This window comes from Micromonospora sp. NPDC005197, assembly GCF_040608295.1.
Classification (GTDB): Bacteria; Actinomycetota; Actinomycetes; order Mycobacteriales; family Micromonosporaceae; genus Micromonospora.
This window is the reverse complement of record NZ_JBEXHY010000006.1, coordinates 34,919-59,379: the sequence shown is the minus strand read 5'-3', so window position 1 is coordinate 59,379 and position 24,461 is coordinate 34,919. Positions and strand designations below refer to the sequence as shown.

Genomic DNA, 24,461 nt, shown 5'->3' with positions numbered 1-24,461 from the left:
CACCCCACCAGGAGGGTCACCGATGTTTCGCAGCATCCTGCCGGCACGGGGACGCCCGGGCCGCCCGGTCGCCACCGCCGTCGCGCTCGCGACCGGCCTCGCCGTGCTGGTCGCCGGGCCCACCGTGGCCGCCGCCGGCCCACCCGGTTCACCCGGCGCACAGCCGGTGGTCACCCGGGCGGCGCTCGATCCGACGCTGGTCGCCGGGCGCGGCGCCGACGTCGACTTCGTCGAACAGGAGGCCGAGAACGCTCGGACCAACGGCGAGGTCATCGGCCCCGACCGGTCCGCCTACACGCTGCCCGCCGAGGCGTCCGGCCGCCGGGCCGTCCGGCTCACCCCCGGCGAGTACGTCGAGTTCGTCCTGCCCAGCACGACCAACGGGATCACCGTGCGGTACAGCATTCCGGACGCGCCCTCCGGCGGCGGGATCACCGCGCCGCTGCGGGTGGCCGTCAACGGCAAGCACGTCCGCACCATGACGCTGACCTCGCAGTACTCGTGGCTCTACAACCAGTACCCGTTCACCAACGACCCGCAGGCCGGGCTGCTGCACCCGGACTGGTGGATCACCGAGTGCCAGTGCGTGCCGTCGGCCACCACGCCGTACCCGAGCATCAGCACGCCGTTTCGGCCCACCCACTTCTACGACGAGCAGCGGCTACTGCTCGGGCGCACCTACCGGGCCGGTGACACGGTCCGGCTCACCGCGCCGGCCGGCAGCGCCGCCGCGTGGACGGTCATCGACCTGCTCGACTCCGAATTGGTCGCACCGCCGCGCGTACGGCTGCTCGCCGCGAACGTGCTGGCGTTCGGCGCCGACCCCACCGGCCGGCGGGACTCCGCCGACGCTCTGGACAAGGCCATCGCCTTCGCCCGGCGCACCCACCTGAAGGTCTACGTTCCGCCGGGGACGTACCAGGTCAACCGGCACATCATCGTCGACGACGTGACCATCGAGGGCGCCGGCAACTGGTACACGGTCTTCAAGGGGCGCGAGGTCGCGCTGTCGACGCCCGCGCCGGACGGCTCGGTGCACACCGGCGTCGGCTTCTACGGTCGCGACGCCGCCGACGGTGGCAGCCGCAACGTCCACCTGTCCGGCTTCGCCATCGAGGGCGACGTACGCGAGCGCATCGACACCGACCAGGTCAACGCCATCGGTGGCGCGATGAGCGACTCCACAGTCGACGGGCTGCACCTGCGGCACACGAAGGCGGGCCTGTGGTTCGACGGCCCGATGCGCAACGTCCGCGTCACCAACACCATCGTCGTCGACCAGATCGCCGACGCGCTCAACTTCCACACCGGCGTGACCGACTCCCTCGTCGCGCACACCTTCGTCCGCAACACGGGTGACGACGGCCTGGCGATGTGGTCGGAGAAGACGGCCAACGCCCGCAACACGTTCGACCACAACACCGTGCAGTCACCGACGCTCGCCAACGGCATCGCCATCTACGGCGGCACCGACACCACCGTCTCCCACAACCTCGTCGCCGACCCGGTCCGCGAGGGCAGCGGGCTGCACGCCGGCGCCCGCTTCGGCGCGGAGCCGTTCGCCGGGTACCTGCGGTTCACCGCCAACACCACCGCCCGCGCCGGCACCTACGAGCTGAACTGGAACATCGGGCTCGGCGCCATCTGGATGTTCGCGCTGGACCGCAGCATCGACGCGAACGTCGAGGTGACCGGCGACGCGTACCTGGACAGCACCTACAACGCGATCATGCTGGTCAGCGACTGGCCGGTGAAGGACCTCTACTCGATCACGAACGTGCGCTTCCGCGACATCCGGGTCGACGGCACCGGCACCTCAGTGCTCAGCGCCCGCTCGGCCGGGTCGGCCTCGTTCGCCAACGTGGACGCCCGCAACGTGGGAGCGGTCGGCGTGAACAACTGCGGGTCGTTCCACTTCACCCCGGCCGGCTCAGAGTTCACCCTGACCGACCTGGGCGGCAACGACGGCGGCTGGCTCGCCCCGTGGCTGCTGCCCAACACCATCACCTGCGACGACCGACCGCCGGTGGCACCGCCACCGCCTCCGGCCCAGTGGTGAACGCGGTGGGCGGCCCGACCGATCGGGCCGCCCACCGCCGTCACCGCCTCCGGGCGTACGCCAGCGGCACCGTCGTCGGCTGCCCGTCCCAGGCGCCGCTCAGGGTGGCGCCCCGGGCCCCGACCGCCCCGGCGGCCGGCCGGCGGACCACGACCAGCTCCACCGCGTCGGTGACGATGACCGTGTCGTCCTCGTCGACGACCTGCCGGACGGCGCCGATCGCCGGCACGGCCCCGCCGTCGCCGCTGACGTCGATCGCCATCGTCGGCGGTCGCACCTCGCGCCGGCCGTCGACCTCGAAGTACTGCTCCGCCTGACCGGCGCCGGCCAGGATGGCGTGGGTCAGCGCCGCCGCGTAGACCGGGTCGGCGCAGCCGTCGTACACCCACCGGCGGCCGAGCGCCGAGTGGTCGGTCGTGCCGACCAGCCACTCGTCGGCGTCGTCGAGAGGCGCGGCGCGGTAGGTGAGCGGGACCTGGTGGACCGGCCCGTCGGCGGCGGCGACCAGCATGGTCTCGATGCCGACCTCGCCGGCCGGGTCGTCGAAGCGGTACGCCCCCCGACTCACCACGTCGACGCCGGCCGGTCCCTGCCACCAGGGTCGGCCGGGCAGCCAGGTCGTCAGCAGTTCGAGCTTGGTGGGGCGCAGCGTCGCCCGGTGCAGCAGTGCCATGCCGAGGAGCCTAGTCAGAGCCCCGCGCACGGGTTGCCGCCCACTGTGCAGCCCTCCGGCTCCCTTGCCTTAGGCCGACTGTCGCGGACGTCGAACCGGATCGTCCGCGACCCGCCGGCGGGCACGGCCAAGCCGCTGAAGGTGATGGCCTGCCCGTCCTGACGCCAGTCCGCTCCCTCGACATCGTCGACGCTGCTGCCGTCGGCGAGGGTCACCACCACGACCCACTGCTCCGCGGGCGCGGGGCCCGGGTTGTCGACCACCACCTCCCCCGTGTAGCCGAACAGCCGGCTCGAGTCGGTGTCGTAGCGCGCCACCAGCGGCGGTGGGGGTGGCGGCACCGCCGCCGTCGGCGTACGCGACGGTGTCGCCGACGGGGTGCGGCTCGGACGGGCGGTGGTCGGCGTGACGCTGCGCGACGCTCGCGCCGACGGTGTCGCCTTCGGCTGCGCGGTCGGCGCCGCCGCCGCCATGCTCGGCGGCGTCGTCGTCGACGTCGCGGTCGGCGTCGGCGCGGCGGAATGCTCCGGCTCGCCCGGCAGCGTCAGCCACGCCACCAGCCCCGCCACCAGCACGACCCCGGTCAGCCCGGCGACCGCCGCACGGCGCCGACCCCGGGCCGGCGCGGGGCCGGACGCGCCGATCACCGGCAGCTCGGTCGTCATCCCCGCCACGCCACGCCGCAGATCGACCTGCTGGAACGCGAGCCAGTCGAGGATGGCCGGCAGGCGCACGGTCAACGCCTGCCGGAGCTGCTGTTCGCGTGGCTCGTGGTGCTCCTCCGACCAGGAGCCGTGCGTCGGGACCTCCCGCACGGTCAACCGGCTGCCCTGCTTGGTGGCGGTGACGGCGCAGGTCAGCTCGGTGAGCCGACCTGCCTCGTCGCAGCGCAACACCAGCAGCTCCGGCACCCGCCGCTCGGTCACCTCGACCTCGACGTCGGCGTCGAAGCCGGGCAGGCCGGCCGTGTGCAGCACCAGCCGGTCCGGCACCCCCTCCACCGTGTCCGCCTCGGCGAACCAGCGGCCCAACAGCTCCCGATCGGTCAGTGCGAGCCAGACCCGGTCGGGTGAGTGGGACAGGTCGACGTGCGCGCCGATCTCGATCACGGCGAGACTCTAACGGGTTGGGCGTCCGGGCCGTTCCGCCCGCCCGGACCGACGACAGGTCGCCTGGTCAGCCCCAGCGGGTCGCCCGCTGTGCCGCCGCCGTCAGCGCGGCCCGGGCGGCGGCGCTGACCTCGACGACCAGTTCGGCCGCCGGTACGTCCCGGGCGAGGGGGTGCGCCTGCCCGGCCCACAGATTCACCACCGAGGCGTCGCCGTCGCGCCGGGCGGCGGTGAGCAGCGGACGGGTCAGGTGCAGCACCTGCGGGTAGCCGGCCGGCGCGACCGCGTCGTGCGTACGCAGGAAGTCGTTGACCACGCCGCGGGCCCGCTTGCCGGTGTAGGCCCGGGTCAACGCCGTCGGCGCGGCGCTGGCCACCGCTGCGCGGTGCAGGGGTGAGCTGCCCGCCTCCGGGCAGCGCAGGAACATGGTGCCGAGCTGGGCGGCCTGCGCCCCGGCGGCCAGCGCCGCCGCCAGGGCGGGGCCGTCGGCGATGCCACCGGCGGCCACCAACGGCCGGTCGCATTCGGCGGCGGCCAGCCGGAGCAGCGGCAACAGCGCGTAGTCGTCGTCGTCCGGGATCCCGCCCCGGTGCCCACCGGCCTCGGTGCCCTGCACCACGACGGCGTCCACGCCCAGCTCGGCGGCGGCCGTGGCGGCGGCCGGGCGGGTGACGGTGGCCCACACCTCGGTGCCGCGCTCCCGCAGGGCGGCCACCACGGCGCGGTCGGGCAGCCCGAACGCGAAGGACACCACCGGGACCGGGTCCGCGAGAAGCGCGGCCAGCTTCTCCGGGTACGCGTCGTCGCCGCCCACCGGCTCACCCAACCGCACTCCGAGGCGGTCGGCGTGCGGGGCGAGCCGCTGCGCGTACGCCCGGATGGCGGCCTCGTCGACCGTGTCGTCGCCGGACAGGAAGACGTTGACCCCGAACGGCCGGTCGGTACGCGCGCGCACCTCGGCGATGTCGGCGACCAGCCGCGCGGTGTCGATCATGCCGGCGGCCAGGAAGCCCAGCCCGCCGACGGCGGAGACGGCCGACACGAGGGCCGGGGTGGACGGGCCACCGGCCATCGGCGCGGCGACGATCGGGTGGCGCAGCTCGGACAGCACGGACATCCACCCATCCTGCCGCAGCGCGCCGGTCCCCCGGTTCGCGACGCGGTGCCGGCCCGCACACCGTGCCGCGCGCCCGGCCGGCCGTCGTCGGTCAGCGTCGGTCGGTGTGCCGCCGCCACAGCACCCCGGCCACGGCGACGAGTGCCAGCAGCGTCCCGGCGCCGGCGGCCAGCGGCCAGGTCCGACCGCCCCCGATGCCGGCCGCCTGTGCCGCCGGGCGGGCCGGCGGGGGCGACGGCGGGGCCGCCGTGGTGGACTCCGCCGGGTGCGGCGCGGCGGCCGTCGCGGTCGCGGCCGGATACCGCAGGATCGTCGGGCGGCTGCCGGCCGGTTGGTCGGCGGACTCGGAGACGGTGAGCAGGGACCGGCCGTCGCGGCTGTAGGTGATCGACTCGCCCTGCGGCTCGTCGGGCAGCGGCGTGACCCGTGGGGTGCCACCGGTCAGCGCGCCGACCACGTCACCGCCGACCACGTCGTACTCGAACGCGTCGGCGTAGCTCCGCAGCACCACCCGGCGGCCGTCCGGCGCGTTCGCCGCCCCGGTGACGACGCCCCGCCCGAGGAACGAGAACGGGTTGCTGGTGGTGCTGGACGGGAGGACCACCCGGCCGACCGAGGCCAGCGGTGTGGTGACCCCCGGCTTCAGCGCGGTGGCCGGCGAGTACACCACGACGGTGCCGCTGCCGCCCTTCGTGATGATCAGCGGCTGGCCGGCCGCGTCGAGCAGCAGCGCCTCGGCGTCGTGCGGATTGTCCGGGTACCTCATCCGGTACAGCACCGGCCGGTCCGCCCCCGGCGCGAGCCGCCACAGCGCGATCGTCTCGCGGTTGCGGTCGTTGTCACCGGTGTCGGCGACCCAGATGGTGCCGTCCCGGCCGAGGGCCAGGTCCTCGGTGTCCCGGGGACGGGAGGGGTAGCTGACCGTCCGCGCCACCGCGCAGCGCCGGTCCAGGAAGAAGATCCGGAGGCGGGCCTCGTCGTCGGCGCCGTCGTTGACCACCACGTACCCGTCGTCGGTGGCGACCATCCCGGAGATCTCGCTGAGCCGGTGGTCGCGGACCTGGCACACGGGCGCCCCCGCCGACGCCGCGCCGGCGGCCGCCGGGCCCGGCGACTGCACCGCGGCCAGCGGCACCGCGCCGGTGACGAGAGCCGCCAGCGTCGCCGCCGCGCGGACGTGCCGCCCCCGGGTCACCCAGCCGCGTACCCGCATCGCCCGCCTCCTCGCCGCGGCCGTTGTCCGGCCGTCCCGCCCATCCTGGCCGATCGTGACCAGCGGCGGCGACCATCCGCGCGGACCCGACGACATCCGCGCCCGCCAACCGGGGGGCTCGCAGGGGGCGGACGCCGGTCCACCGGGGCACGAGGTGGACCGGCGTCGGACCCGCTACCTCGTGGACCAGCGCTGCGCGCCGCTGCCGTTGCAGGTCCAGAGCTGGACGGCGGTCCCGTTGGCGGTGCCGGCCGATGCCACATCGACGCACTTGCCGACGCTGGTCAGCAGGATCGCCCCGTCGGAGCGGAAGGTGAACCGCTGGGCGGCACCGCCGTTGCAGGTCCAGATCTGCACCCTGGTGCCGTCGGCGCTCGCGCCGCCCTGCACGTCCAGGCAGCGGTCACCGTAGACCCGCAGCTCCCCGGCGGCGGTGCGGGTCCAGCGCTGGTTGGCGGCGCCGTGGCAGTCCCAGATGATGACCGGGACGCCGGCGGTGGTGCTGGCGCCGGAGACGTCCAGGCAGCGCCCGGAGTTCGGGTTGAGCAGGCCGACCGGGGTGCCGACCGGCGGCCCGCTCGGCGGGACGAGGCTGCCCGGCACCGATCGCAGCGCGTCGTACCAGCGGGCGGCCATCTTGTCGTACCCGCCGGCGTTGGGGTGGACCCCGTCGGCGAGATCGGCGGTGCTCAGGGCCGCGTGCATGTCGACCAGGTGCACCCGGCTGCCCTTCTGCGCCACGATCCCGGGGATCGCCGCGTTGTACGTCTGCACCCGGGCCTGAAGATTCGGGTCGGACTCCGGGATGATGGTGGCGACGAAGAGCTCCACCTCCGGCGCCGTCGCCCTGATCTTGTCGATCAGCGCGGAGAGCCGGGCTGGCGCGTTGGCCAGGTCGTAGTTCTGGTTCACGTCGTTGGTGCCGATGTGCAGCAGGACCGTCTGCGGGGCGGTGGCCTGCAGCCAGCCGACGATGTTGGCGTCGAGCTGGTCGATGCGCCAGCCCGAGTGGCCCTCGTGGTCGTGGTCACCGAGGCTGGCCGGCCCGTTGAACTGCGAGCCGACGAAGTCGACGGTGTAACCGCCGCCGGCCAGCCGCTGCCACAGGTTGATCCGGTACCCACCGGGCACGTTGAACCCGTCGGTGATCGAGTCGCCGAGCGGCATCACGCGCACCCCGCCGTTCGACTCGGCCTGGGCGGGTGCGACCTGGGCCAACGCCAGTACGGCACCCAGGGCGAGCCCGAAGGCCCCGGCGGCGGCCCGTCGTGCGTTCCATCGCATGGTTGATCCCTCTCCTCGCGGGTCGTTCGGGACCGTCGTGGCACGCCGCCCGCCGAAAACGGCTACCACATCCGAACGGATCCATCGATGCTCGGCTATCAGCCGGGTGGGCCGGACCCGGCCCGGCACGGCCGCGAGCCGAACGCCGCGCTGGCTGCGCCGAACGGTTCGCGGGGACCGGCGCCGCCACCGGATCTGTCGTACCCGTAGTCCATGATCGTGTCGTCGTAGCGGCACCGGCACCGGCCGGCGTGCGCACCACCCTGGATTCTTCTCGAAGTGGGAGGCCGTGACGTGACGAACGCCGACGGAGCCGACTGGCGGCGGCGCAGCGTGGTGGCGGTGGTGCCGCCCGCCCGCCCCCGCAAGCTGGCCAAGGTGCCCTTCGTCGAGCTGGCTGACGGCCGGTTGCAGGGCGTGGTCTCCAGCGGGTCGGACGTCGAGCGGGTCTACGTCTCGTCGGTCGCCGCCGGCACCCACGCCTACCAGTGCAGCACCAACAACAACCGGCCCTGCGGCGGCCTGCGCGGCATCCCGTGCAAGCACCTGCACGCGCTCGCCGACGAGGCCGTCCTCCAGTACGGCGTCGACCGGGTGGCCCGCTACCTGCGGGTCGACGTCGGCGACGGGCTGGCCGACGGCAGCGAGCTGCTGTCCCGGCTCGACGGCCAGCCCGAGCCCGCCTCGGCGGCGGTGGTGTTCAGTCGCTTCCTGCGCCACCTCTCCTACCTGGAGCTGCCCGTCAGCACTGTCGCGCTGCCCGAGCTGCACTGGTTCCCGGCCACCGGGTCCGGCCGCTGATGCGCGGCGCCCAGGTCGCGCGCCTGCATGCGGTCCCGGCCGGGTTGAGCGACGCGCTCGACGTGGTCGCCGGCTTCGACGACGCCCTCGCCGACGGCTTCGGTCGGATCGGCGAACGGAGCGCCGCGGCGCTCGCCGCGCTCGCCGACGCGCTGGCCGGCACCCCACTGGGTGGCCCGGTGACCGCCGCGGTCGACGCGGTCACCGCCGGATCGGTTACCCCGGAGCACCTCGCCGCGCTCGCCGGGGCGCGCTCGGCGCTGCTCGGCGCGGCACACGACGCCCTGCTCGGGCAGCTCGACGAGGCGTTGGGCCGCACCCGGTCGCCGTGGACGACGCCGACCACCGGGCCCTCCGAGACGCCGCCCGCGCTCGCCGGAGCGCGGGCCTGGTGGCACGAGGTGGCGGTCACCGGCTGGCGTGGCGTCGACCACGAGCTGCTCTCCGCCGCCGCCGGGGTGGTCGAGGCCAGCCTGGCCGTGCCGGAGCTGCGCCGGATCGCGGTGCTGCTCGACGGGCTCGCCGCGGAGCTGCGGGCCTGCGTTCCGGTCGCCACCATGGCGCAGGTGCCGGCCCGCCGCTGGGCCGACCTGTGGGCCCGTGGCGTCCTGCTCACCGAGGGCGCACCGCCGACCGGCGAGGCGCAGACGGTCTCCGGGCGGCTGTTGCCGCTCGGTGTGGACGTGCACAGTCACGACACCGCCGTGCAGGTCCAGCTGCACGCCGTCCTGGAGCCGGCGGACGGCGGGCCGGCGCTGCTGGTCCGCACGGCGGTCGCCGCCGCGAAGGTCGACACGATCGTCGGGCCGGCGATCTGGCGGCTGCTGTCGGCACACCCGCTGCTGCTCACCGCGCTGGCCGAGCGGCGGGCGCTGGTCGTGACCGATCTGCCGCTGCGCGGTGGCGACCTGGGCTGGGTCGATGACCGGGTCCAGCTCGACGAGCCCGCCGACCCGTTCGCCACCGCCCGGGTGCTGTTGCCGGCCGCGAGCACGGCCGCGACCGACCCCCTCGACCGGCACCCGACGGGCATCGCCGAGCCGGTGCTCGTCGAGGGCGCCGCGATCCGCGACGAGGACGGCACGCTCGGCATCGAGGTGGACGGCGAACGGGTCGTGCTGGCCGTCGACCGGCTGCCGGCCGCCGGCCCGCTGACCGGCGACCTGGTCGCCGCCGCGTCGGCCTGCCTGGGCCTCCTACGCTGGGACGACGGCCGCTGGCTGCTCCAGCCGTTGGCGGTCCGGGCGACTGTGAAGCGGCGGACGGTGCAGGCACACAACGGCGACTGGGCGTGCGGCGTCACCGATCCGAAGGTCGCCAAGGAGGAGGCCCGGGCGGGCGACGCCGTGGCCGTGCTGCGCGAGCGCGCGGGACGGTTGCTGCGCCGATGACCGCGCCGATCCCCACCGGCGGGTTCGCCGACGCCAACCGCCGTCAGGTCCTCTACTGGCGGCTGCTGTCCCGCCTCTTCGACCGCGACGAGCAGCCCGGCCTGGAGTCGGCGAGCGTGGCCGTGGTCGACGACCTCGGGCTGCCCGCCGCCCTGCTGGACCCGTCGGTCTCGGTGGACACCATCGTGCAGCGCTTCCCGGCACTCGCGGCAGAGCTGCGCGGCCTGCTCACCTCCGCCGAAGCCCAGCCGCACGACGACCGGCCGCACGCCGCCGAGCCAGACACCGCCGAGCCGCACGCCGCCGACCCGGACGCCGCAGCGCCGGAGGGCACCGGGCCGGTCGGGTCGGAGGGCGACGGCTCCACCTACCGGCCGGGTGCGGCCGAGGTGCGCCGGGCGGCGCTGGTGTCGAAGGTGCTGCTGAACGTGTTCGCCACCGGCTCCGGTCCGGTCAGCGCCACCCAACTGGCCCGCTGGCAGTCCGACGCCGGCTGGTTCGAGCAGGCCCTCGGCTGCGAGCCCGGCGAGCTGCGCCGTCAGGGCGGCGGGCTGGGCGGCACCCTCGCCGGCCTGGAGGGTGACCTGGTCCGGCGGATGCACCTGCGGGAGGTGCTCGCCGACCCCGCGTTGGCCAGCCAGCTGACCCCGAGCATGTCGCTGATCGAGCAGTTGCTGCGCGACAAGGCCAACCTGTCCGGGGTGGCGCTGGCCAACGCGAAGGCCCTGATCCGGCGCTTCGTCGACGAGGTCGCCGAGGTGCTCCGGACGCAGGTGCAACAGACCAGTGTCGGCGCACTGGACCGGTCGGTGCCGCCCAAGCGGGTGTTCCGCAACCTGGACCTCGACCGCACGATCTGGCAGAACCTGACCAACTGGAGCCCGGACGACGAGCGGCTCTACGTCGACCGGCTCTACTACCGGCACACCGCGCGGCGTACCACGCCGTCCCGGCTCATCGTCGTCGTCGACCAGTCCGGCTCGATGGTCGACGCGATGGTCAACTGCACGATCCTCGCCTCGATCTTCGCCGGGCTGCCGAGGGTCGACGTGCACCTCGTCGCGTACGACACCCGGGCACTGGACCTCACCCCGTGGGTACACGACCCGTTCGAGGTGCTGCTGCGTACCCAGTTGGGCGGCGGCACCGACGGCACGGCGGCGCTGACGCTGGCCCGGCCCAAGATCGCCGAGCCGAAGAACACGGTGCTGGTGTGGATCTCCGACTTCTACGAGGCCAACCACCAGGCGGTCTTCGACGGGCTCCAGGCCGTACACCGTTCCGGCGTCAAGGTCATTCCGGTCGGCTCGGTCAGCAGCTCCGGGCAGCAGAGCGTCAACCCCTGGTTCCGGCAGCGCTTCAAGGACCAGGGCACCCCGGTCATCTCCGGTCACATCCGCAAGCTCGTCGTCGAGCTGAAGAACTTCCTCACCTAGGAGAGCAACCCCTCATGTCCGAGATGCTGCGCGCCCCCGCCGAGGTCACGTACGCCGACGAGCTGGATTTCCTGGAGTCGGTCGACACCGGCCCGAAGCCGTTCTCGTGGCGCCTGAGCCCGCGCATGGTCCGGCTGTTCGTCCTCGGCTCGGAGCGGGCCGACGGCCTGTCCCGGGAGATCCCGCAGAAGTGGTTCGGCGACCGCAGTTTCGTCGAACGGGCCATCGTCACCCTCGCCTCGGACCGGGGTCTGCTGCTGATCGGCGATCCCGGCACCGGCAAGAGCTGGCTGGCCGAGCTGCTGGCCGCCGCGATCTGCCGCAACTCGACCCTGGTCGTGCAGGGCACCGCGGGCACGACGGAGGACCACATCAAGTACTCGTGGAACGTCTCCATGGTGATCGCCAAGGGCCAGTCCCGCGAGTCGATGATCCCCTCACCGATCATGACGGCGATGGAGCGTGGCGTGGTCGGGCGTTTCGAGGAGCTGACCCGCTCCACCAGCGACGTGCAGGACGCCCTGATCTCGATCCTGTCCGAGAAGTACGTCGCCATCCCCGAGCTGGACCAGGACAACATCGTCTTCGCCCAACCCGGTTTCTCGATCATCGCGACCGCCAACAGCCGGGACCGGGGCGTCAACGACCTCTCCTCGGCGCTCAAGCGGCGGTTCAACTTCGTGCGGATTCCGGTGGTGACCAACAAGCGCAGCGAGGCGGAGATCGTCCGGTTCCGCACCGAGGAGCTGCTGCGCCGGCACCGCATCGAGTTGGACGTCCCGCCGACCCTCCTGGACATCCTGTTGCAGAGCTTCGCCGACCTGCGCGCCGGCGCCGCCGCCGCGACCAGCGACGACGAGAAGTTGGAATCGGCGCTGTCCACCGCCGAGCAGATCGGTGTGCTGGAGGACGCCATCCTGCACAGCCAGTTCTTCGGCGACCGTACGCTGCGCGCGGCGACGCTCGCCGGCTCGCTGGTCGGGTCGCTGGCCCGGCGCAGCCCGGAGGACCTGGCGATCCTCAACAAGTACCTGCACGGGGTGGTGGAGCCCCGGGCCCGCAAGGACGACGACGGGTGGGCGGGCTTCCTCGACGGCGGTCGTCAGGCGATCGCGTCCCTGTCGTGACCGCGTCCACCGTCGCCGGCCCGTTCGGCGCGCTCCGCGAGCAGCTCAGCGACGCGGCGGCCGCGTTCGCGGGCTCCGCCGACGCGCTCGGCGCGATCCTCGCCGGCATGGTCGACGACGTCGACCGGGCGCTCGGCGAGCGACTGGAGATCTTCCCGGTCTGCCACCACTCACCGGCCTCCGCGCTGGCCATGGTGCGCCGGCTGCGGGCCAAGCAGCCCCGGGTCATCTACCTGGAGCTGTGCGAAGATCTCCAACCGCTGCTCGGGGAGCTGCGCAACTGCCGTCTGCCCGTCGCGGTGCAGGCGTTCGCGTCGGAGCTGTCCGGCTTTCCCGCCGACTGGGGGCCGCTCAGCGTCGTCGCGCCGGTCACCGAGGCGTCGGCGGAGTACCAGGCCATCGCGTACGTGCTGGAGACCCCCGGCGTGGAGCTGGTGCTGGTGGACCGCTCCACCGACCACGTCTTTCAGTGGTCGCCGCGCGATCAGCCGACCGGCGGGAGCGGCGCGGCCGGGGCGACCGACGGGGGCGGCGCGGCCGGGCCGGCCGCCACCGGAGAGGAGTCCGGGCTGCACGGCGACGCCGTCGGGGTGGAGATCGGCGACCTGCGGCCCCGGTTCGCGGAGCTGGAGGCGTACCTGCTGCACCACGGCAAGGTGCGGCACTGGTCGGAGTGGTGGGACCAGTACGTGGAACGCCCGCTGGCCGACGCCGACCACGACACCTACCGGCAGGTGATGGTGCTGATCGGCAGCCTGTTCCGGCGGCTGCGCCCGGCCGGGGAGGATCGGCTGGACCGCGACGAGGATCGCGAGCGGTACATGTGGACGCGGATGCGTCAGCACCTCGCCACCTCCGGCGTCGATCCGGCCGACTGCCTCTACGTCTGCGGCGCGTTCCACGCCGCCAGCCGGGTCGAGCAGTTCGGGCTGGGCTCCACCGCGGACGACTTCGAGATCACCCCGCGCACCGACACCCGCTGGCGGTACGGCCTGATCCCGTCCAGCCATTCGGCGATCGAGGCCCAGTTCGGGCTGGCGCCGGGCTCGGTGTCGATCGCGGCGGCGACCTGGACGAAGGCGGTGGGCCGGCACGGGCTGTCCCCGTACCGGCTGGACGGCCAGCGCACCGGAACCAGCCGGGGGCGGCGGGGCCGGACCCCGACGGCGCCCTCCCCCGCCGGGCCGGTCAGCGACCGGCTCACCGGTTTCCTCGCCGCGGCGCCTGACCTGGACGGCCTGGACGAGGCGGAGCTGCGCGGCTGGTGCGTGGACATCGTCCGGCTGGCCCGGCGCAACGGGTACCTGGCCAGCACCGCCGACGCGATCGCCGTCTTCGAGACCTCGGTACTGCTGGCCGGCCTGCGCAACCGGGCCCGGCCCACCCCGTACGACTTCGCCGACGCGGCGGTCACCTGCATCGAGAAGGACGTGGTGCCCGGCCGGCGCGACGTCCGGCGGCTCTGCGAGATCCTGCTGGGCGGCGACCGGATCGGTCAGGTCGGCTACGACGCCCTCCCGCCGCTGGCCCGCGACGTGCTCGATCGGCTCCAGCCCCTCGGCCTGGCCCCGGAGAAGCGGACAGTGCAGCGGGCGCTGCTCGATCTGGCCGCCCAGCCGGAGCTGGGCCGCTGCTCGGACCTGCTGTGGATCCTGCGGCACCTGCTGCCACCGGCCGCGGTCCGCCCGATCATGGGCGAGCGTCGGCTCGGGCACCGTTCGGTCCAGGAGAGCTGGGACCTGGCGCTCGGCCGCCACCAGCGGGCGCTGATCGAGCTGGGCTACGAGGGCGTGACCGTCGAGCAGGTCCTGGAGCAGCGACTGCGGCGGGCGGTACGCGGCCCCGACGCCACCGCCGCGGGTGCGCTGGCCGCCGTCGAGGACGCCATCCGGCTGCTCGACAGCCCTCGTCTGGTCGACGAGTTGGGGGCGCGTGCGGTGGACCTGCTCGCCGCCGAGCGCACCGTCGACGACGCCCCGGACGTGCTGCGCCGCATCCGGCGCCTGCTGGCCCACTACCGGGCCACCGCGCCGACCCTTCCGCCCTGGTGCGCGGCGTTCGTGACCACCGGGTACGCGCACTACTGCACCCTGCTGCCGACCGCCATCGCCGCCGAGGAGACCGGGGTCCGGCAGGTCGGCGCGATGCTCGGCTTCCTGTTCCCCATGGAGGGCCTGGCGCTGTCGCTGGGCTGCGACCGGTCTCAGTTGGAGCTGGCCGTCGGGCAGTCGCACCCGACGGCGCCGGCGAAGGTCGCCCTGCTCTGGGCGGCCCGACACCAGCTCGGCCTGCTGCCGCTGGCCGAACTGCGGGCCCGGTGTGCCGAGCTGCTGGCCAACCCGCTGGTGGTGCCGGCCTTCCCGCAGTATCTGGCCGGGTTCGTGCACGCGCTGGAGCCGGTGCCCGCGCTGGCGCCGTTCGTCGTCGAGACGATGTCCACCGCCTTCGCCCGGCTACCCGACCCGGTGCTGCTGCCGTGGCTGCCGTCCCTGATCACGACCCTGCGGGACCAGGGGCCGGAGCTGGTCCCGCTGCTGATCCGCGAGGCGGGGCGCACCTTCCCGGAGGCGCTGCCGGAGCTGGATTCCTGGGTGCCGCCGTGGGTCGCGTCCCCGCCGCCGCCGGGAGTGGGTGCGCAGGAGGTGGGCGACATGCGCGCCGTCGTCGCGCCACGGGGTCGGGTGGGCGTCCTGGTCGCCGCGCATCCGGAGGCGGTCGACGCGATCGCCTCTCTGCTCGGACACGACGGCGGGTGGCTGCCGGTCACCGACGCTCCCGCCGACCCGGGCGGCGTGGCCGCGCTGGTGGCGAAGCATCCCGACACGATCGAGGCCGTGGCCGCGCGAGTGCTGGCCCAGGCGTGAGCGCGACCACGGCGGGTAGGCAGCGGCCCGGCGGCACGTCGACACCCGTCGGGCAGGAGGCTTTCGATGAGCACGTTCCGGGATGATCAGGGCGAACCGATTCCTCCCCCGGAGGCGGACGCCGCCGAGCAGCGGCAGGACGCGTTCGACGTCGGGCCGCCGGATCGGATGTCCGGCGACGTCGACCCGGAGGCGTCCGAGGCCGACCTGGCCGAGCAGGGCGCCCTGCCGCCGGGCACCCTGGAGGAGGTCACGTCCCTGCCGGACGACGCCAACCCGGCGGACGCCTTGGAGCAGCGGCAGGAGATCCCCGCCCGCGACGAGGGCCGACGCACCTGATCGCGCCGGTGACGCCCCGCCTGGAGAACTCCGCCCGCGACCGGCCGCACCCGACCCCGTTGGTCGCGCCGCTTTCGCCGTTGGGGACTACCCGCAGGACGCAGCGGGGCCCCCGACCGCAGCCGAGGGCCCAACGTTAGTTGTTGAACCAATTGAAGTGACCCAGGTTGCGGGGGCGGTTCATCGCGAGGTGGCGCGCGAACCCCATGAACCGGGCGTACAGCTCCGCTGGGTCGGGCGGGTCCGGCAGGAGTCGAACGAGGTCGGCGCTGGCCTCGACCATGCAGGAGGCCATGTCGAACGCGAGCAGTTTCGGCTCATCGGCGTACTCGGCGGCCAGCTCGGCGCGGGCCTGCTCGCATGGCCAGGTCTGGGCGCACGCCGCGCACCCCCACAGGGGGCGGATCGGCGCGTGCCGTTGGCCGCTCACTGCTGAAACCCCCGGTAGCGGACCGGCGACCAGCGACCAGGCCGGCGCAGGGTCGACGACTGGCTGTGAATGATCGAGTTGACCGTCCCGACGATGACCCCGGGTGCCCGTTGGACCCGTTCGAGGTCCTCGGTCATTCGGGCGATGGCCGCCAGCCTGCCTCGGGCGTCGAACAGCTCTCGTCGGGCGACCAGGAGTGATGCCTCAAGCTGGCGCACCCGCTCGCGTAGCCGTTCCAGTTCCTGTCCCTGCTTCACTCCAGCCTCCCGGGGTGTGGGCTCGGGTTGGCACCCCGCCCTGCCGCGAAACTCGCCACCAGGGCGGGGGCCTCGTGATCCATCGGACACCCCCGCTTACCACCCTGTCAATCATGGCAGGCCCTACAGGGCGCCTATTCTGTAGGGCAGGCCGTATAGGGCAGGCCCCAGAGGGTAGGCCGCACAGTGCCTACCTTCGTGGTCATGGGCGAGGTTCCCGGGCCGCTCGTCGGAGCGGCGGAGATTCAAGCGATGCTGGGCGTGAGTCGTTCACGGTTCCGGCAGATAGTCCTGTTGCCCCGGTTCCCCGCACCATTTCAGACGCTGATCGGCGGTTCGGTGTGGCTGCGCTCGGACGTCGAGAAGTACATTCGCGACCATCGCAAGCCCCGCCCGGCGGACGAGGACGAGTAGGCCCGTCCGCCCGTCCGGCTGGCCGCCGTGGCACGAGAGAGCCCCGCCCGGCACTGACACCGGGGCGGGGATCGTCTGGCTTCTCGTAAGTCAGTCTGCGGGCTGGCAGGCGCGGGCCTCCACCATGTTGTGCAGGGCTGCGGCGTGGTCCTGCGTCTCACCCGGGCCGGTTGGCACCTCGAAGATCGCCCCGCACTGTCGACACGGGCGGCTCATCGGGTCGGGCCTCATCGCCTCGGCCTTGTCGGTCGTGAACAGTTCCGGCCGCGCGTTCGGCAGTCGTGCGTCCCACCACGGCTCACCCTTGGCAAGGAAGGCGTGCGCCTCGCCCTGCTCGTCCTTCCACCCGACTGTGCCGGTCTTTCTCGGGTACCACGGTCCCCTCTGGGCCATCGTCCCCTCCTGTTGATCTTGGCTGCTCGACCAGGAGAACACGTCGGTTTGGTGGTGCCAGGAGGCAATATCCGGAGGCTTCGGGAGCCCTCAGTTTTGAGGGCGGCCAGGCCACCGGGCGATGTCCTCCGGGGCACCGAAGCGCATCGCGGCGTTGTACGCGGCACCCTCGGACCGCAGTTTGAGTTCGGCTGCGATCTCCAACCACGGTCGGCCCTCGGCTCGCATCTTGGCCGCCCTCTGACCACGGACCCGGCGGGTGTAGTCCCGGTGGTTCTCGGCGTAAGGGTCCCGTTTGGGTTGCGCCTGATCGACCAGAGCCCTACGACGTGCCGTCCTCTGCTCCCGAGCCCGACGACGGGCCTCCGAGCACCGCTCCCGGGCCCGTTCCTGCTGGGTGCGGATCTCGCGCCAGGCGGCCAGGCCCGACGCAGGCCCGAACACCTCGGGGACGCAGCGGCCAGGCAGATGCCCCCGCCGAGCCGAGTTGCTGACCACCCGAGTCGGCCACCCGCAGGACTCGCAAGGCAGCCAGCGCACCAACTCGGCGCGGGCCGGCGAGCAGGCCCGACCCCCTCGGTGCGCCTCGGTCGGGTTCATCGGCCCACCGCAAGCCAGGCAGGCGCATTCGCACGTCATGCAACAAGCGAACACCCCCGGCCGATGCGGCTTTTAACCAAGATCCCCCGTTAAACCGGAGGGAGAGTCAGGCGGTCGACTGCGGGGTCTTCCTGGCGTTCGCGTCTCAAAAGACGAACCACCTGGGGCTGCATTCACGCCCGCAGCCAGTGTTAGCGTCAACAGCACGGACACGAAACACTCTCTTGTTTTCCTTAGCAGTTGCTTAGATTTTGCTTAAGTCCATCGACCCCGAGCAATGATGCATCTAAATATGGCCAGCTCAAGCTGCCATCCTGTCCGATCACAAGTTTCAGTCCACCGGGTACGTCCACCGTCGTGGTTGACACGGGCTGTGCCCCGGTGACAGCCTGCGCAGCAGGCGGGAACCTCCGACGCAGATCCAAAATGGATCGCTGTGTCCGAAGGAGGATGCCCCGTCATGGGAAGTGACTTCCCCATCCGTCTGCTCTGCCTCACCGTCGTGATCCTCGGGTCGAGCCTGGTCGCGGTCATCGCCGGGCTCGTCTCTTGGTCGATCGAACCGGGGATCGGCAGGGCCATCGTTGCCGGCTCGGCCGCCTTCGCCGGCTCGGCTCCCCTATTCTTCGGGGCGATCAACTACTTGATGAAGCGTGAGGCATGACCGACAATCCGGGCGCTCCCTGGCGAGATCTGGGGCGTCCGGAGCAGGCGGACTTCTCCGGATCTGTCAAGCGTCCATGGGGGGCACAAAACGCACCCCGCGCGCCTGTGTTGACTCCGCGTCGCGGCGGTGGCATCTTGCGAAGCAAGGCGAAGGGCACACCTCCGCACTCCTCCACAAGGGAGGACTGTGCGTACAGGAGGAACCCCTCAAATGGGAAGCAGCACCGCTACCCGCGTCTTGCTGCTGGTCGTCGCTGTGTTGGCGGCCAGCCTGACCGGCGTCATCACCAGTTGGGTCACCCGGTCCGTCGAGCCGAACAACGGCCGAGCCATCGTCGCCGGGGGTGCCGCGTTCGGCGGGACGCTCGCCCTGCTCATCACCGCGTTCAACTTCGTCATGCAACCCGACGCGTGATCGGGGCAGCCGCTACCGCAGATACCCCTCAGGCTGACAGACGCGCGGTGCGAGACCCCAACTTGACATAGAGCTACGGAGCTGACTGCCTGCGCAGCAGGCGGGAACCTCCGCAGCAGATCCAAAATGGATCGCTGTGTCTAAGGAGGGTGTCCCGCGATGGGAAGTGATTTCCCCATTCGGCTGCTGTGCTTGGCCGTTGTGACTCTCGGGTCCAGCCAGGTCGCCACCATCGCCTGTTGGGTTTCATGGTCGATCGACCCCCACCCCGGCAAGGCCATAGCTGCGGGCGCTGCGGCCTTTGCCACCTCGGCTCCCCTGATCTTCGGAGCCCTCAACTACTTGATCCGCCGCGAGGCATGACCGGCTATTCGGGCGATCCCTAGCGGGGGCTGGGGTCGCCCGGACACGAGGACCAACACGGCAGCCAGCAAGGCAACAGAGGGCTCGCCCTCCTCCTTCCAACTTCCCACTCCCGCACGAGGACCTCCCCGCCCCGCCCTCTCCGGGGGTGGGGGACGGGGCGGGGAGGTCTCCCCCGGTGCCTGGCCGCCCACCTCCCCGCATCTCACCGCTCCTGGCGGGGAGGTCGGCATGCCCCCTGGCCGGCCAGGGAGCGACCCGGAGGCCAGACCTCCCCGCATCTCCCCGTCGAGAGCGGGGAGGCCAGGCGCCTACCTCCGCGGCAACCATCTCCCCGCAAGGAACGGGGAGGTCGCCTGCCCTTACACCCACCATGATCCTTGTCGCGCTGACAACTCCCCACCCGCTGAAGGTGGAGCAGTCGCGCCCTGGTGGGGCCGCGGCCGGCGACGACGTCCCCGGCCGGCTCAGCCGGCGACGACCTGCCACAGCAGGAACGCGTTGAGGGCGACGACCAGGACGGCCACCAGGGCCGCGGCGGCGGTGGTGAGCGGGTGGTTGACCAGGTTGCCCATGAGGTCGCGGCGGCGGGTGAAGGCGACCACCGGGATCAGCGCGAACGGGATGCCGAAGCTGAGGATGACCTGCGACAGCACCAGGGCGCGGGTGGGGTCGAGGCCGATCGCGAGCACGGCCAGCGCGGGTGTCAGGGTGACCAGCCGGCGCAGCAGCAGCGGGACCCGGCGGCGCAGGAAACCCTGCATGATCACCTCGCCGGCGTAGGTGCCGACGCTCGTGGAGGCGAGCCCGGAGACCAGCAGGGCGACCGCGAACCCGAACGCGGCGAAGGTACCGATGCTCTGGCCGAGGCCAGCGTGCACCCCCTCCAGGCTGTCGGCGCCCACCGGGCCGCCGCCCCGGAAGCTGGCCGCGGCGATGAGCAGCATGGCGAGGTTGACCGCGCCGGCCGCCGTCAGGGCCAGCAGCACGTCGGTGCGCTGGCCACGGAAGAGGGTACGGCGCTCGGCGTCGTCGGTCGCGGGGATGCGGTCGCGGGTCAGCGCGGAGTGCACGTAGATGACGTGCGGCATGACTGTGGCGCCGAGGATCCCGGCGGCCAGCAGCACGCTGTCGGTGCCCTGGAGCCGGGGCACCAGGCCGGCCACGGCGGAGCCCGGATCGGAGCCGGCGGCTAGCAGGTTGGCCGCGAAGGCCAGGACGATGACGCCCAGCAGCACGGCGATGGCGATCTCGAACGCGCGGAACCCGCGCGAGCGCAGGGCGAGCACGACGAAGGCGGCGGCGCCGATGATGATCCCGCCGGGCAGCAGCGGGATGCCGAAGAGGAGGTACAGGGCGACCGCGCCACCGATCACCTCGGCCAGGTCGGTGGCCATCGCGACGAGTTCGGCCTGCACCCACATCATCCGGTTCACCGGGCGGGGCAGGCGCTCGCGGCACAGCTCGGGCAGGCTGCGGCCGGTGGCCAGGCCCAGCTTGGCAGTGAGGGTCTGCACCAGCATGGCCATCAGGTTGGCCACGACCACGACCCAGACGAGCAGGTAGCCGTAGCGGGCGCCGGCAGCCGAGTTGGTGGCGAAGTTGCCCGGGTCGACGTACGCGACGGCGGCGACGAACGCCGGGCCGAGCAGAATCAACCGCCCGCGTACCCGGCCCCGGGCGCGAGCGACCTGCAACGGCGTCGCCCTCGTCGTCGTGAGTTCGTTGGTGACCATCGAGCACCTCCCCCTCCGCACGGATCGCGTGCCGGTTCCCTTCCCGGGTGGCTGACCCGTCGGTGCCAATCGCTGGCCCGGGGGTGCCAGGGCGGCGGAGCCGCTTGACAGAGGGCGGGCGTCCCACCAAGCTGTCTGTTAGTCCTACTGTCGTAGGACAACAGGAAGGATCATCACGAGTGATCGAGTTCGTGCTGGACAGCCGGTCGAAGGTGAACACCTACATGCAGCTCGTGCAGCAGGTGAAGCAGGCGCTGCGCGTCGGTCTGCTCGCACCCGGCGACCAGCTGCCGAAGGTCCGGGACGTCGCCCAGTCGCTGGCGATCAACCCGAACACGGTGCTGAAGGCGTACCGGGAGTTGGAGATCGAGGGTCTGGTCGGGGGCCGACCAGGGGTGGGCACGTTCGTCCAGCGCACCCTCGCCGGCGCGTCCCTGCCCAACCAGGCCGAGCTGCGCGACGACCTCGTGGCGTGGCTGCACCGGGCGCAGGCCGCCGGCCTCACGGCCGAGGACGTCGTCGCCCTGGTGGAGACCACACTGCGCGCCACCCTCGCCGACGACACCCCACAGAAGAAGCCCGCGTGAGCGGGCGAGCGCAGCGAGCACGCGGCGCTACGAGAGGACAGAGGATGGACATGGTCTTGGAGGCCGACCGGCTGGGCAAGCGGTACGGCAGAACGTGGGCGCTACGGGACTGTTCGCTGCACCTTCCGGCCGGGCGGATCGCCGCGCTGGTCGGGCCCAACGGCGCGGGCAAGAGCACGTTGCTGCACCTGGCCGTCGGGCTGCTCAAGCCCGACGAGGGCGCGGTGCGGGTGTTCGGCAGGTCGCCGTACGGCGACACGGAAGGGCTGGCCGACATCGGGTTCGTCGCCCAGGACACCCCGCTGTACCGGGACTTCACCGCCGCCGAGCTGGTCATCGCCGGCGACAAGCTGAACAGGCGGTGGGACGGGGCGCTGGCCCGGACCCGGTTGGCGCAGCTCGGCATACCGCCCGACAAGCCGGTCGGCAAACTCTCCGGCGGGCAACGGGCCCAGGTGGCGCTCGCTCTGGCGCTGGCCAAACAACCCCGGCTGCTGCTGCTCGACGAGCCGGTGGCCAGCCTCGATCCGCTCGCCCGGCGGGAGTTCCTCCAGTCGCTGATGGGCAGCGTCGCGGACTCCGGGACCACAGTTCTGCTCTCCTCACACCTGCTGGCCGACCTGGAGCGCGTCTGCGACCACCTGATCGTGCTCAACGCCGCCCGGGTGCAGCTCACCGGTTTGGTCGATGACCTGGTGGCGACGCACCGGCAGCTCGTCGGCCCCCGGCACGACGGCGGTCCGATCGGCGGCGTCGCGCAGGTGGTCCGGGCCAGCCACACCGACCGGCAGTCCACGCTGCTGGTGCGCACCGACGGCCCGGTCACCGACCCCGCCTGGACCGTGCGCGACGTCAGCCTGGAGGACGTCGTCCTGGCCTACCTGGCCGACGGCGTCACGCAGACCAGTCACAGCGAGTGGGGGGTGGCGGCATGATCTGGCTGACCTGGCGGCAACACCGCAAGCTGGCGTTCTACACCCTCCTGGGGTTCCTGGTGCTCGCCGCCGTGCTGGTGCCGATCGGCCTGTCGATGCGGCACACCTTCGCCGACCTCGGGCTGGCGGAGTGTCTGCGCCCGTCCACCCTCAGCGAGGCTGCCGCGCAGACCTGCGACGTGGGCCTGCGCCGTTTCAGCGACCGGTACGACAGTCTGAACCTGGTGGCGGTGCTGCTGATCACCTTGCCGGTGCTGGTCGGCCTGTTCTGGGGCGCGCCGCTGGTGGCTCGCGAGGTGGAGCAGGGTACGCACCGGTTCGTCTGGACCCAGGGCGTCGGCCGCACCCGCTGGGCGCTGGTGAAGTTCGGGCTGGTCGGCGGTGCCGTCGTGCTCCTCGCGGCCGGCTACGGACTGGGCATGTCGTGGTGGGTCCAACCGCTCACCCACGCCGCGCACCAGGGCCGACTCGGCATGATCGTCTTCGACCTGCAGGGCATCGTGCCGATCGGCTACACCCTCTTCGCCGTGGCGCTCGGCATCTTCGCCGGCACCATCTTCAAGCGGATGCTGCCCGCCATGGGCATCACCCTGGCCGGGTTCATCGGCGTACGGGCGGCGGTGGAGATCCTGGCCCGACCGCACTACCAGCCCGCCCGCACCCAGACCTTCCCGATCGAGGGGCCCGGGATTCCGGAGGGAGACCGGGGCAACTGGGTTCTCGCCGTGGGAATCCGCAACGCGGACGGGACGATGGCGGCGGAGAACACCCGGATCCAGTGCCCGCCGGGTGGCAAGGGCCCGACCGGCCAGGCCTGCGGCGCCGAGCTGGGTATCGGACCGGGCGCGTACAACTGGGAGCTGTACCAGCCGGCGGACCGGTTCTGGTTGTTCCAGAGCATCGAGACGGGCATCTTCGTCGCCCTCGCCGTGCTCCTGCTCTACCTCGCCGTGCGTCGGGTCCGCCGGATCGCGTAATCGGGGGCAGGTGATCGCCGGAGCCACGGGGGCCTCGGCGATCACCCGTCAGCGCAGGCCCTCGGCGGTCAGTTTGAGCCAGGACGCGAGGTCGCGCAGCTCGTCGTGCACGGCTCGGGTCAGCTCCGCGGTGAAGGGCACGTCCTCGTGGACGGCGTGCACCGTGAACGTGCCGCGCCGACGGTCGGCCGTGGCGTCGACCTTCCCGACCAGCCGGTCGCCGTGCAGGATCGGCAACGCGAAGTAGCCCCACCGCCGGCTGGCCTTCGGCTTGTACATCTCCAGCACGTACTCGTACTCGAAGAGCTCGGCGAGACGGACCCGGTCGTGCACCAGCCGGTCGAAGGGCGACAACACCGCCGTACGCCCGGCGAAGGGCTGCCCGAGCGCGGCCGGATCCACCCGCCAGACGCCCGGGACGCCCTCGACGACCGCCGGCTCCCCGGCGGCGCCGACGTCCGCCGGCTCACCCGGAACGACCATCGCCCTCTCCCGCGCGATGCCCAGGGCCCGCAGCCGCCGCTCGTTGCGGAGCCGGTGTGCCTCCTCCAGGCCGACGACGGGTGTGCCGGCCGGGTAGACCCGCTCGGCCACGTCCCACAGGCGCTGCCGGCCCCGGCGGCCGGCGACCGCGACCTCGCCGCGCAGCACCAGGAACTCCAACATCTGGGCGACGTTGCGGTTGTTGGTCCACCCGGACGACGGCCAGGGCACCACGCAGGTGTCCGGGATGTCGCGGGAGAGCAACGGCCCGCTGCGCGCGAGCAGGTCGAGCACGTCACGACGGAACGAGTCGTTGCTCCGCAGCCACGCGCGCGGCCGCTCGTGCGTGGGCCAGGCCGCCATCGCGGCGAGGTAGAGCCCCAGGTCGTCCATGGGACGCACCATCGCCTGGTGCTCGAAGAGCGTCCGGCCCCGTTCGAGGGCCTGTTGCAGGTGCACCGGCTCGTACGCCGAGCCGAGCCGACTCCAGCAGACCAGGTCCGCGCTCGGCGCGACGGCGGCGGTCGGGTCGATCTGCACCAGGGTCAGTTGTCGGACCACCGCCAGCAGGTCGGTCGGGCGCGGGGCGGCCAGCAGTTGGGCGCGGACGGCGATCCGCCGGGCCTGTGCCCTGTCGAGTTGGTGGACGACCACGCCGCCGAGCTTAGCGGCGCGCACCGACATCACTCCGCTCGGCGAAGTCGGATTCCGGCCCGTCGCCAACTCGACTCAACGTGCCGATTCACTCACCCACGGTGCTCCGATGTGGACCCCGGGCCCGGGTTGGCCGGG

23 protein-coding genes are annotated in these 24,461 nt (G+C 72.7%); 13 read left to right on the top strand and 10 right to left on the bottom strand.

Annotation, left to right across the window (positions count from 1 at the left end; genetic code table 11):
- The first annotated feature begins 22 nt into the window (after nucleotides 1–22).
- Nucleotides 23–2,059: a glycosyl hydrolase family 28-related protein gene (locus tag ABZU46_RS04460; protein WP_354855060.1), complete on the top strand. Its 2,037-nt coding sequence runs from the start codon at nucleotides 23–25 to the stop codon at nucleotides 2,057–2,059.
- A gap of 40 nt (nucleotides 2,060–2,099) precedes the next feature.
- Here ABZU46_RS04460 and ABZU46_RS04455 read toward each other — a convergent pair whose 3' ends face one another.
- The 5 genes from ABZU46_RS04455 to ABZU46_RS04435 all read right to left on the bottom strand — a co-directional run bounded on the left by ABZU46_RS04455 (nucleotide 2,100) and on the right by ABZU46_RS04435 (nucleotide 7,455).
- Nucleotides 2,100–2,732: a hypothetical protein gene (locus ABZU46_RS04455; RefSeq protein WP_354855059.1), complete on the bottom strand. Its 633-nt coding sequence runs from the start codon at nucleotides 2,730–2,732 to the stop codon at nucleotides 2,100–2,102.
- 14 nt (nucleotides 2,733–2,746) lie between these two features.
- On the bottom strand, nucleotides 2,747–3,841 hold the full coding sequence (locus ABZU46_RS04450; RefSeq protein ID WP_354855058.1) for an SRPBCC domain-containing protein: 1,095 nt from the start codon (nucleotides 3,839–3,841) through the stop codon (nucleotides 2,747–2,749).
- Between the two features lie 67 nt (nucleotides 3,842–3,908).
- Complete coding sequence (locus tag ABZU46_RS04445) at nucleotides 3,909–4,958, bottom strand: nitronate monooxygenase (RefSeq protein ID WP_354855057.1); 1,050 nt, start codon at nucleotides 4,956–4,958, stop codon at nucleotides 3,909–3,911.
- Nucleotides 4,959–5,049: 91 nt separating this feature from the next.
- Nucleotides 5,050–6,171, bottom strand: coding sequence for a hypothetical protein (locus ABZU46_RS04440; protein WP_354855056.1), 1,122 nt, complete (start codon nucleotides 6,169–6,171; stop codon nucleotides 5,050–5,052).
- Nucleotides 6,172–6,345: 174 nt separating this feature from the next.
- Complete coding sequence (locus ABZU46_RS04435; RefSeq protein ID WP_354855055.1) at nucleotides 6,346–7,455, bottom strand: ricin-type beta-trefoil lectin domain protein; 1,110 nt, start codon at nucleotides 7,453–7,455, stop codon at nucleotides 6,346–6,348.
- A 333-nt stretch (nucleotides 7,456–7,788) separates the two neighbouring features.
- Here ABZU46_RS04435 and ABZU46_RS04430 point away from each other — a divergent pair, with 333 nt between their 5' ends.
- The 6 genes from ABZU46_RS04430 to ABZU46_RS04405 all read left to right on the top strand — a co-directional run bounded on the left by ABZU46_RS04430 (nucleotide 7,789) and on the right by ABZU46_RS04405 (nucleotide 15,413).
- A complete protein-coding gene (locus tag ABZU46_RS04430; protein ID WP_354855119.1) occupies nucleotides 7,789–8,256 on the top strand; it encodes a hypothetical protein in 468 nt (155 codons plus the stop codon).
- Nucleotides 8,256–9,647 carry a hypothetical protein gene (locus ABZU46_RS04425; protein WP_354855054.1) on the top strand — a complete coding sequence of 464 codons (1,392 nt, stop codon included), beginning with the start codon at nucleotides 8,256–8,258 and terminating at the stop codon, nucleotides 9,645–9,647. Before ABZU46_RS04430 ends, ABZU46_RS04425 begins: the two co-directional genes overlap by 1 nt.
- Nucleotides 9,644–11,083 carry a VWA domain-containing protein gene (locus ABZU46_RS04420; RefSeq protein ID WP_354855053.1) on the top strand — a complete coding sequence of 480 codons (1,440 nt, stop codon included), beginning with the start codon at nucleotides 9,644–9,646 and terminating at the stop codon, nucleotides 11,081–11,083. Before ABZU46_RS04425 ends, ABZU46_RS04420 begins: the two co-directional genes overlap by 4 nt.
- Before the next feature lie 14 nt (nucleotides 11,084–11,097).
- Complete coding sequence (locus ABZU46_RS04415; protein ID WP_234582269.1) at nucleotides 11,098–12,210, top strand: AAA family ATPase; 1,113 nt, start codon at nucleotides 11,098–11,100, stop codon at nucleotides 12,208–12,210.
- A complete protein-coding gene (locus tag ABZU46_RS04410; RefSeq protein WP_354855052.1) occupies nucleotides 12,207–15,074 on the top strand; it encodes a DUF5682 family protein in 2,868 nt (955 codons plus the stop codon). The genes ABZU46_RS04415 and ABZU46_RS04410 overlap by 4 nt, the downstream gene beginning before the upstream one ends.
- A gap of 66 nt (nucleotides 15,075–15,140) precedes the next feature.
- Complete coding sequence (locus tag ABZU46_RS04405) at nucleotides 15,141–15,413, top strand: hypothetical protein (protein WP_354855051.1); 273 nt, start codon at nucleotides 15,141–15,143, stop codon at nucleotides 15,411–15,413.
- Nucleotides 15,414–15,549: 136 nt separating this feature from the next.
- On the opposite strand, the gene ABZU46_RS04400 is transcribed toward ABZU46_RS04405, so the two are convergent.
- Nucleotides 15,550–15,843, bottom strand: a complete 294-nt coding sequence (locus tag ABZU46_RS04400; protein ID WP_354855050.1) for a flavin reductase — start codon at nucleotides 15,841–15,843, stop codon at nucleotides 15,550–15,552.
- Entirely contained in the window at nucleotides 15,840–16,100 is a 261-nt protein-coding gene (locus tag ABZU46_RS04395; protein WP_354855049.1) for a hypothetical protein, read from the bottom strand. The genes ABZU46_RS04400 and ABZU46_RS04395 overlap by 4 nt, the downstream gene beginning before the upstream one ends.
- Before the next feature lie 204 nt (nucleotides 16,101–16,304).
- On the opposite strand from ABZU46_RS04395, the gene ABZU46_RS04390 reads away from it, so the two are divergent.
- A complete protein-coding gene (locus ABZU46_RS04390; RefSeq protein ID WP_354855048.1) occupies nucleotides 16,305–16,514 on the top strand; it encodes a hypothetical protein in 210 nt (69 codons plus the stop codon).
- 90 nt (nucleotides 16,515–16,604) lie between these two features.
- On the opposite strand, the gene ABZU46_RS04385 is transcribed toward ABZU46_RS04390, so the two are convergent.
- A complete protein-coding gene (locus tag ABZU46_RS04385; RefSeq protein ID WP_354855047.1) occupies nucleotides 16,605–16,907 on the bottom strand; it encodes a hypothetical protein in 303 nt (100 codons plus the stop codon).
- A 1,060-nt stretch (nucleotides 16,908–17,967) separates the two neighbouring features.
- Here ABZU46_RS04385 and ABZU46_RS04380 point away from each other — a divergent pair.
- Both ABZU46_RS04380 and ABZU46_RS04375 read left to right on the top strand, forming a co-directional pair.
- Complete coding sequence (locus ABZU46_RS04380) at nucleotides 17,968–18,171, top strand: hypothetical protein (RefSeq protein ID WP_354855046.1); 204 nt, start codon at nucleotides 17,968–17,970, stop codon at nucleotides 18,169–18,171.
- A 213-nt stretch (nucleotides 18,172–18,384) separates the two neighbouring features.
- On the top strand, nucleotides 18,385–18,588 hold the full coding sequence (locus ABZU46_RS04375; RefSeq protein ID WP_354855045.1) for a hypothetical protein: 204 nt from the start codon (nucleotides 18,385–18,387) through the stop codon (nucleotides 18,586–18,588).
- A gap of 830 nt (nucleotides 18,589–19,418) precedes the next feature.
- On the opposite strand, the gene ABZU46_RS04370 is transcribed toward ABZU46_RS04375, so the two are convergent.
- Nucleotides 19,419–20,687, bottom strand: a complete 1,269-nt coding sequence (locus ABZU46_RS04370) for an Nramp family divalent metal transporter (RefSeq protein ID WP_354855044.1) — start codon at nucleotides 20,685–20,687, stop codon at nucleotides 19,419–19,421.
- Between the two features lie 179 nt (nucleotides 20,688–20,866).
- Here ABZU46_RS04370 and ABZU46_RS04365 point away from each other — a divergent pair, with 179 nt between their 5' ends.
- Genes ABZU46_RS04365 through ABZU46_RS04355 form a run of 3 tightly spaced genes read left to right on the top strand, consistent with a single transcriptional unit; the run spans nucleotide 20,867 to nucleotide 23,186 of the window.
- Complete coding sequence (locus ABZU46_RS04365) at nucleotides 20,867–21,274, top strand: GntR family transcriptional regulator (protein WP_354855043.1); 408 nt, start codon at nucleotides 20,867–20,869, stop codon at nucleotides 21,272–21,274.
- 44 nt (nucleotides 21,275–21,318) lie between these two features.
- The gene (locus ABZU46_RS04360; protein ID WP_354855042.1) at nucleotides 21,319–22,209 is read left to right on the top strand and encodes an ABC transporter ATP-binding protein; all 891 of its coding nucleotides are present in this window, start codon (nucleotides 21,319–21,321) and stop codon (nucleotides 22,207–22,209) included.
- On the top strand, nucleotides 22,206–23,186 hold the full coding sequence (locus ABZU46_RS04355; protein WP_354855041.1) for a transporter: 981 nt from the start codon (nucleotides 22,206–22,208) through the stop codon (nucleotides 23,184–23,186). Before ABZU46_RS04360 ends, ABZU46_RS04355 begins: the two co-directional genes overlap by 4 nt.
- Before the next feature lie 48 nt (nucleotides 23,187–23,234).
- On the opposite strand, the gene ABZU46_RS04350 is transcribed toward ABZU46_RS04355, so the two are convergent.
- Complete coding sequence (locus ABZU46_RS04350) at nucleotides 23,235–24,347, bottom strand: crosslink repair DNA glycosylase YcaQ family protein (protein WP_354855040.1); 1,113 nt, start codon at nucleotides 24,345–24,347, stop codon at nucleotides 23,235–23,237.
- Nucleotides 24,348–24,461 lie beyond the last annotated feature (114 nt).

Excerpts from the sequence above, each read along its gene's own strand:
- ABZU46_RS04460 (WP_354855060.1), top strand. The coding sequence starts at position 23 with ATGTTTCGCAGCATCCTGCCGGCACGGGGACGCCCGGGCCGCCCGGTC.
- ABZU46_RS04455 (WP_354855059.1), bottom strand. The coding sequence starts at position 2,732 with ATGGCACTGCTGCACCGGGCGACGCTGCGCCCCACCAAGCTCGAACTG.
- ABZU46_RS04445 (WP_354855057.1), bottom strand. The coding sequence starts at position 4,958 with ATGTCCGTGCTGTCCGAGCTGCGCCACCCGATCGTCGCCGCGCCGATG.
- ABZU46_RS04440 (WP_354855056.1), bottom strand. The coding sequence starts at position 6,171 with ATGCGGGTACGCGGCTGGGTGACCCGGGGGCGGCACGTCCGCGCGGCG.
- ABZU46_RS04435 (WP_354855055.1), bottom strand. The coding sequence starts at position 7,455 with ATGCGATGGAACGCACGACGGGCCGCCGCCGGGGCCTTCGGGCTCGCC.
- ABZU46_RS04425 (WP_354855054.1), top strand. The coding sequence starts at position 8,256 with ATGCGCGGCGCCCAGGTCGCGCGCCTGCATGCGGTCCCGGCCGGGTTG.
- ABZU46_RS04420 (WP_354855053.1), top strand. The coding sequence starts at position 9,644 with ATGACCGCGCCGATCCCCACCGGCGGGTTCGCCGACGCCAACCGCCGT.
- ABZU46_RS04415 (WP_234582269.1), top strand. The coding sequence starts at position 11,098 with ATGTCCGAGATGCTGCGCGCCCCCGCCGAGGTCACGTACGCCGACGAG.
- ABZU46_RS04405 (WP_354855051.1), top strand. The coding sequence starts at position 15,141 with ATGAGCACGTTCCGGGATGATCAGGGCGAACCGATTCCTCCCCCGGAG.
- ABZU46_RS04390 (WP_354855048.1), top strand. The coding sequence starts at position 16,305 with ATGGGCGAGGTTCCCGGGCCGCTCGTCGGAGCGGCGGAGATTCAAGCG.
- ABZU46_RS04385 (WP_354855047.1), bottom strand. The coding sequence starts at position 16,907 with ATGGCCCAGAGGGGACCGTGGTACCCGAGAAAGACCGGCACAGTCGGG.
- ABZU46_RS04380 (WP_354855046.1), top strand. The coding sequence starts at position 17,968 with ATGGGAAGTGACTTCCCCATCCGTCTGCTCTGCCTCACCGTCGTGATC.
- ABZU46_RS04375 (WP_354855045.1), top strand. The coding sequence starts at position 18,385 with ATGGGAAGCAGCACCGCTACCCGCGTCTTGCTGCTGGTCGTCGCTGTG.
- ABZU46_RS04370 (WP_354855044.1), bottom strand. The coding sequence starts at position 20,687 with ATGGTCACCAACGAACTCACGACGACGAGGGCGACGCCGTTGCAGGTC.
- ABZU46_RS04360 (WP_354855042.1), top strand. The coding sequence starts at position 21,319 with ATGGACATGGTCTTGGAGGCCGACCGGCTGGGCAAGCGGTACGGCAGA.
- ABZU46_RS04355 (WP_354855041.1), top strand. The coding sequence starts at position 22,206 with ATGATCTGGCTGACCTGGCGGCAACACCGCAAGCTGGCGTTCTACACC.